The sequence below is a fragment of the Streptomyces sp. CRN 30 genome, assembly GCF_034105845.1.
The window spans coordinates 1-7201 of record NZ_JAVRHI010000176.1 but is presented as its reverse complement, the minus strand read 5'-3'; the positions used below and the strand labels follow the sequence as shown (position 1 = coordinate 7201).

Sequence of the window (7201 nt, the reverse complement as noted above, 5' to 3'; positions counted from 1 at the left end):
GTCCCAGCACTGCCCCGGTACTGACGTAAGCGAGCGGTCGGCCGGATGTCAGTCAGCTGACGGAGGCTGTCGGCACGGTGGCCGGGCCATTCTCGTGGAGACATCGAAACCGCCCGGTACCCGGGCGATACCACGAGGAGCAGACCATGAACACCATCGCGCAGCACTGGATCAACGGACGGTGGACCGGCTCCGGCTCGGTCCTGGAATCGATCAACCCGGCCGACGGCACCGTCGTCGGCTCCTTCTACGACGGTGGCGAGGCGGAGGCATCGGCCGCCGTGGACGCAGCCGCCGCCGCGTTCGAGACCACCGAATGGGCGCGCACTCCCTCGCTCCGGGCGACCGCGCTCAGCCGGCTGGCCGATGCCCTCGAGGCCCGGGTGCCCGAGGTCGCGGCCATGTTGTCCCGGGAGAACGGCAAGCTGCTGGGTGAGACCACGTGGGAGGTCAGCGGTGCGGTCGGGTGGCTGCGGTACGCGGCGGCCTCTGCGCGCACCCAGACCGCCGGGCGCGCCGCCGAGACGGCACCCGGCCAGTACACCCACTCGGTGCCCGAGCCGCTCGGTGTCGCCGGGATCATTTCTCCCTGGAACTCTCCCATCATGCTGACCGTGCGGGCACTGGGCCCGGCGCTGGCCGCCGGCTGCACCGTCGTGGTCAAGCTTCCGGCTCAGACGGCGCTGACCAATGAGCTTTTCGCGCAGGTCCTGGCCTCGGTCCCGGAGATCCCGGCGGGTGTGGTCAGCGTGTTCACCGAGTCCGGCAACACCGGGGCCCCGTTCCTGGTTTCCTCGGACAAGGTCGCCGTGATCAACTACACCGGCAGTACGCCGGTCGGGCGCCGTATCGCGGCCGCGGCCTCCACCACGCTCAAGCGGCTCGGTCTGGAACTGGGCGGTAAGGCGCCGATGGTAATCTTTCCCGACGCCGATCTGGACATGGTGATCCCGACTGTTGTGCAGTCGCTGGTGCTGATGAACGGGCAGTTCTGCTGCACCGGCTCACGTGTACTGGTTCACCGGGACATCGCCGACCAGGTGCGCACTCGGCTCACCGCCGCGCTCGCGCAGGTGCGGCTCGGGTCGGGCGACGACGAGAAGGCTCAGCTCGGCCCGGTGATCGACCGGGCGTCCGCCCAGCGGGTGGACGCGATCGTCGAGGAAGCCGCCTCGTACGGCACGGTGCTGCTGCGCGGCGGTGTGGTCACCGACGGCCCGCTGGCCACCGGGGCGTTCTACCGGCCGAGCCTGATCGAGGTGGACCGCACCGACGTCCGGATCGTGCAGGAAGAGGTCTTCGGTCCGGTCCAGACGTTCGAGATTTTCGACGACGAGGACGACGCCGTGACCAAGGCGAACGCCACCATCTACGGCCTGGCCGCCTCGGTGTTCAGCTCGGACTCGATGAAGGCCCGCCGGATCGCCCGGCGCATCCGCACCGGCACTGTATGGATCAACACCTGGGGAGCCATCAGCGAGGACTTCGAGGAGGGCGGCGTCAAGGGAAGCGGTTACGGCTACCTGTGCGGCCCGCGAGCGATCGAGGAGTTCCAGGCCCTCAAGGTGTACGTGGAGCAGGACCACACCCAGTCCGCTCACTGATCATTTCATCACCTGGCCCGGCGCCCACCTGGGCGCCGGGCGGCCCTTCTGCACAGGAAGGGTGCACCATGGCCTCGATTCTGATCACCGGAGCGACGAACCCTCTTGGTCTCGCTCTGGCTGAGGAGCTTGCGGTAGCCAGGCACCAGTTGCTTCTGCACCGTCGTAACCCGCAGCGACCGGTGCCGGTCGCGCAACGTTTCGGGGCCGGGCGATACATCGCCGGCCTACCCGCTCCGGCCGAGACCCAGCGACCCGCGGCTGAAGTGGCGGCACGGCACGGTCGCCTCGACGTGCTGGTCGGCAACGCGGGTGTGGCTTCACCTGGAACGGCACCGCCCCAAGCATGCCGGCAGACGGATACCGGCAGCGGCTGGCGGTGAGCCGTCTGAGCCCTGTGCTGCCCACCCGGCAACTGCTGCCGCTGTTGCGCGCGGGCAGCCCATCACGCAGCGCCAACATCGCCTCGGTCGCGCAGGAACCGATGGAATCAAAACGATACGCATCATTTCGGATTTGGAGTGGTCCATGAACGAGAGAACTGTTTCTGATGCCCACGGTGCCGACGATCCTGGACTGCCGAGTCCCCCGGCAGTGACAGACATCCGGCACACGCTCCGGGCGCAGAGCCAGGACGCGTTCGCGAATGCCGAACCCCGGTCCAACCCCACCGTTCCGGCCGCCGTCCGGCGTTGGAAGCTGTGGCTCCTCACCGTGTGCGGTATCTACCCCACCATCGTCCTGCTGGGCCTGGCCACGAACCCTGTTCTGGAGGATCTGTACCTGCCGGTGCGACTCGCTGTACTCGTCCCGGCGGCGGCAGCAGCGATGGTCTGGCATATCAGTCCCCGACTGCAGCGGCATTTCGGAGCTTGGCTCACCAGATGACAAGCAGCCCGGTTCCGCCGCCGGTGTGCTCCGCGGCGCCCGCACACCACAGACCACTGCGCAGGCTCACGGCGCGAGGCCGCGACGAGACCCGCCGCGACGTCTCCTCACTGGAGCTCTTCTTCGACCTGTGCTTCATCGTTGCCATGGCCCAGGCAGGCGCCCAGCTGGTACACGCCATGGTCGAGGGACACACGGGCGAGGGGATCCTCGACTACTTGATGATTTTCTTCGCCATCTGGTGGGCGTGGATGAACTTCACGTGGTTCGCCTCGGCTTACGACAACGACGACGTGCTGTACCGGATCGTCACGCTGATCCAGATGGCCGGCGTGCTCGTCCTGACGGCAGGCGTCTCCCAGACGTTCGAGAAACACGCGTACCTGGTCGTCGTCCTGGGCTATGTGATCATGCGGCTCGCCATGACGGCGCAGTGGCTGCGCGTGGCGCGGTCGAGCCAGGGCCCCGAGCGGACGATGGCGCTGCGGTACGCCATCGGGCTGTGCCAGATCGGCTGGCTGGGGCTACTGGCCCTGCCGGAGGCCGGCCGCCCGTGGGTCTTCCTGGTGATGGCGTTGCTGGAGATGGCCGTGCCGCTGTATGCGGAGCGGGCCCACCCCACGCCCTGGCACCCCCGCCACATCGCCGAACGGTACGGGCTGCTCACGCTCATCGTGCTCGGCGAGACCATCGCGGCGGCCACCGTCGCCGTGAAGTCGGGGATCGACGAGCACGAGGCCCTGGGTGAGTTGCTGCCCATCGCCGCCGGCGGACTGCTGATCATCTTCGCCGCCTGGTGGGTGTACTTCGCGGTCCCCATTCACGGGCACCTCCGGTCCAACCGGCAGTCCTTCCTCTGGGGCTACGGCCATTATCTGATCTTCGTCTCGGGTGCCGCGATCGGGGCCGGCCTGGAGGTGGCGGTGGAGCAGGCGGTGGGCAAGACGCACCTTTCGGCGCTGTCGGCGTCGGCAGCGGTGACGCTGCCGACAGCGTTGTTCCTGCTCACGGTGTGGGCGCTGCACTCGCGCTTCTACAAGGTGGGGATCGCCCAGCAGTCGGTGCTGCCGGCCACGGCGCTGCTGGTGGTCGTCTGTACGTTCCTGGGGCACTGGGCGGTGCTCGCGGCGGGGCTGGTGGCGGCGCTGGCGGTGGCAGCCGGGGTGACGCTGACGGCGCTCGGGGCGAGCCCGGAGCGCGGGAGGGGCGAGGAAAGCGTCGCGGTGCCAGTTCCGTGAGGGAACCCTCGCCGCCGCGGGAACCTGGCCGGCACGGCGTACGACGGCGCCCGTGCCGTGCGCCCGGTGTACCTGCTCAACGACGGCGACACGTTGTTCACGCCGGCTACGGTGACGCGCCCGCTCGGCACCGCGGACCCGCCGGCCCTGGACGACGACGTCACGGCCGGGCAGGGACGCGGCGACCCAGGCGACCGTACGCGCTGTGAGCACCGCCGAGTGGGTCCCGCACTCATCGACGGAGCCGAGACCACCAGGTCCTCAACGCCTCCGCACCACTGCGTACTGACGCGGCGCGAGGTGCCCTGTAGCCCGCCGGTAGGACCGTAGTGCGGCGAGCTTGGCCCCCAGGCATCTTCGCCCGGTTCCCGGGCCATCCCGGCCTCGCGTGCGTCGAGCAGCTCTTTGCGCCGCAGTTCCAGCTCGCCCGCCCACAGCGCCTTTCTCTGCCGGTGAAGCCACCTCCCGAGCGGAGAAGCCTTCGTCGCGCCAACCCCGGTCCCGTGTCGTACGGGACGGCGTAGAGGCCGGTGATCTCGTTCTCGGCTCGCCGGCGCCGCAGGGCTTGTCGGCCCTGCGGCCAGATCAGGGATCCGGGTCGGTGGACCCGGTGCGGTGGGGCCGCAGCGCCCGGCTGGTGTTCTGCACGATCTTCGCCTGGGAGCTGCGGGTGTCGGCGAAGCAGATGGCTTCAGGATCCGTTCGCCGGTGGATGCGATAATTGCTGGTCAAGTGCGTGGCTGGTGGTTCGACTGCCTCGCGAGGCATAGCGAGGGACACGGCGGATGTGGGCGAAGACAAGGACAGGCATGGGTGTCGGCCCGACTGGGCTCGTCGGTCGGGAGGGCGAGCTCGCCGAGCTGGCGGCGTTCCTGGGCATGGCCGGGATAGGCGGAGCTGTCCTGTTGCTCACCGGTGATCCGGGCGTGGGGAAGACGGCGCTCCTGGACGCGACCGCCGAGCTGGCGGTGGCGAAGGGAATGCGGGTCGTCCGCGGGAGCGGCGACGAGTACGAGACGGACATCAGCTTCGCGGGGCTCCATCAGCTCGTCGGCTCGCTGCCGGACGAGCTCGGTCGTCTGCCGCGTTCCACGCGGGAGGCCCTCGAGGTCGCCCTCGGTCTCGGCGCCGGTCCCGCGCCGAGCCGGATCGCCGTCCTCAACGCGGCACTGTCCCTGTTCGACGAGGCCGCGAAGGAGCGGCCGTTGCTCCTCGTGGTCGATGACCTTCATGCCGTCGACCAGGCGAGCCGGGCCGCGGTGGGTTTCGTCGCCAGAAGACTGGGCGGTCGCCGCATCGGGCTGCTCGGAGCAGGGCGAACGGAGTCCGACGAAGCCTTCCGGTCCACCGGTCTGCCGGAGCTCGAGATCGCGCCGCTGGGCGACTCGGACGCCCTGCGACTGCTGTCCCGGCGCTTCGCCCACCTCCCTCGTCGGGTCCTTTCGACCTTGGCGCACGAGGCGCAGGGAAATCCCCTGGCTCTGCTCGAGTTCGCCGGGTCCGCCGGGGCGTCCGGCGGCCAACACGGCCAAGGGGCGGGGTGGGCGAGCGGCCAGGGACGGGACGTGCGCGCTCTATACAGCGCCCGCGTCGGACGGCTGCCGCACAGAACGCGCGAGGTACTGCTGCTCGCGGCTCTCGAGGGCTCCGGCGACATCGGCATCCTCGAGGCGGCCGGCGGACCGGGCGGGCTCGACGGGCTCGCGCCCGCGGAGCGCGACCACCTGGTCATGGTCGCGGAGAACGGCCGCACGGTGCGCTTCAGGCACCCGCTGGTCAGGTCCGCGGTGGTCGACGGTTCCACCGGCGAGCAGCGGCGCAGCGCCCACCGCCGGCTGGCCGACGCGCTGGGCGACCAGCCCGAGCGGCGCGGTGACCACCTCGCGAGAGCCACGACGGCGCCCGACGAGACGGTCGCCGCCGTCGTGGAGTCGGCGGCCCGCAGCAGTCTGCGACGCGGTGACGCCGACGGCGCGATCGCGAGGCTGCGGCGCGCGGCCGAGCTGAGCCCCGACCGGGCCGTCCGCAGACGCCGCCTGTCGCAGGCCGCCTACGTCGCCGCCTGGGTCGCGGGTCATCTGGAGATCAGCCACGAGATCATGCGCCAGGTCGAGGGCGATCCGGCGGCCCGGTCGCTCTCGGCGGCCGCGACGGCCGGCTTCCTCGTGCTCGTCACGGAAGGGGACGCCGACACCGCCCACGCGCTGCTGATGGAGGCGATCGAGCAGGCGCCGGTGTCGCCCGGTCCGCCGTCCGGCGAGCTGGAGACCGCGCTCTTCACCCTCACGCTCGCCAGCCAGTACTCGGGCCGGCCCGAGCACTGGCAGCCTCTGGCCAAGGTCCTCGCACAGCTTCCCGCGGCGGCGCCCGCCGCCGCGGCGTCCCTGGGGCGCGTCCACCACGACCTCGGCTCCGTCACCGACGGCATGCTGCGCCGCCTGGACGAGGAGATCGCGCGGCTGAGGGACCAGAGTAACGCCGACGTGGTCATCCGCACCGCCCTGACCGCCTCCTACCTCGACCGGCTTCCGGGCTGTCGCGAGGCCGTGTCCCGGGTCATACGCGACGGCGGCGCGGTGGGGTCGAGCATGCCGGCCCTGATGTTCGTCGCCCTGGACGACCTCTACACCGGCCGGTGGCAGCCGTCGGCCGACGCCGCGGACGAGCTCATCGCCCTGTCCGAGGAGACGGGATACCACTTGTTCGCCCAGGTGGGGCACTACGTCGCCGCGATGGCCGCGGCCCAGCGCGGCGACCTCGACGCGTGCCGCCGCCACTGCGAGGCCGTCTGGGGATGGTCAGGGCCCAGGGGACTGCGGCGGCTGGAGAACTGCGCCCACCAGGCGGCGGCCCGGGCGGCCCTCGGCGCCGCCGACTTCGAGACAGCTTTCCGGCACGCCACAGCGATCTGCGCCCCGGGTGTGCTGCCGCCGTTCAACCCCGAGGCCGTGTGGTCCGCGCCGGACCTCGTCGAGGCCGCCGTGCGCACCGGACGGCACGCGGAGGCGCGACGGCACGCGGACGCGCTGCGCGACGCCGGTGTCGGCCACCTCTCGTCGCGGCTCGCGCTGAGTTCGGCCACGGTCACGGCGATGACATCGGCTGCCGAGGACATGGTCCGGTGCTTCGAGGAGGCACTCGCACTGCCGGGCGTCGAGCAGTGGCCCTTCGAGGTCGGCCATGCTCGTCTGGCGTACGGCGAGAGGCTGCGCCGTCAGGGGCTCAACCGTGAGGCCCGGGTGCAGCTGGCCGCCGCCCGCGGCCGCTTCGAGGAGCTCGGGGCCCGTTCGTGGGAGGCCCGGGCCGCTGCGGAGCTCCGTGCCACCGGGATGACGCGGACCGGCCGGGGCAAGGCCGGTGAGGCCCTCACCCCGCAGGAGCTGGAGGTCGCCAGGCTGGCGGCGACGGGGCTGTCGAACCCGCAGATCGCGTCGCGTCTGTTCGTTTCGCCGCGGACCGTGTCGTCGCATC

The 7201-nt window shown here is 71.0% G+C and carries 6 protein-coding genes and 2 pseudogenes; 6 read left to right on the top strand and 2 right to left on the bottom strand.

Annotation, left to right across the window (positions count from 1 at the left end; translation table 11 throughout):
* Positions 1 to 146: 146 nt before the first annotated feature.
* From UW392_RS17905 to UW392_RS17895, 4 genes are all read left to right on the top strand, one after another.
* On the top strand, positions 147 to 1604 hold the full coding sequence (locus UW392_RS17905; protein ID WP_320776018.1) for an aldehyde dehydrogenase family protein: 1458 nt from the start codon (positions 147 to 149) through the stop codon (positions 1602 to 1604).
* 68 nt (positions 1605 to 1672) lie between these two features.
* Positions 1673 to 1987 carry an SDR family NAD(P)-dependent oxidoreductase gene (locus UW392_RS67005; RefSeq protein ID WP_414496328.1) on the top strand — a complete coding sequence of 105 codons (315 nt, stop codon included), beginning with the start codon at positions 1673 to 1675 and terminating at the stop codon, positions 1985 to 1987.
* A gap of 145 nt (positions 1988 to 2132) precedes the next feature.
* Positions 2133 to 2492, top strand: a complete 360-nt coding sequence (locus UW392_RS17900; protein ID WP_320776017.1) for a hypothetical protein — start codon at positions 2133 to 2135, stop codon at positions 2490 to 2492.
* The gene (locus UW392_RS17895) at positions 2489 to 3730 is read left to right on the top strand and encodes a low temperature requirement protein A (RefSeq protein ID WP_320776016.1); all 1242 of its coding nucleotides are present in this window, start codon (positions 2489 to 2491) and stop codon (positions 3728 to 3730) included. Before UW392_RS17900 ends, UW392_RS17895 begins: the two co-directional genes overlap by 4 nt.
* 276 nt (positions 3731 to 4006) lie before the next feature.
* On the opposite strand, the pseudogene UW392_RS17885 reads toward UW392_RS17895, so the two are convergent.
* Positions 4007 to 4340, bottom strand: a pseudogene (locus UW392_RS17885) (helicase associated domain-containing protein); the annotation flags it as partial.
* Entirely contained in the window at positions 4316 to 4462 is a 147-nt protein-coding gene (locus UW392_RS17880) for a hypothetical protein (protein WP_320776015.1), read from the bottom strand. The gene UW392_RS17880 and the pseudogene UW392_RS17885, both read right to left, overlap by 25 nt.
* Positions 4463 to 4515: 53 nt before the next feature.
* Here UW392_RS17880 and UW392_RS17875 point away from each other — a divergent pair.
* Positions 4516 to 4956: pseudogene (locus UW392_RS17875) on the top strand (ATP-binding protein); the annotation flags it as partial.
* A gap of 339 nt (positions 4957 to 5295) precedes the next feature.
* Positions 5296 to 7201, top strand: a 1906-nt coding sequence (locus UW392_RS17870; RefSeq protein ID WP_320776019.1) for a helix-turn-helix transcriptional regulator, incomplete at its 3' end; no start/stop codon positions are given.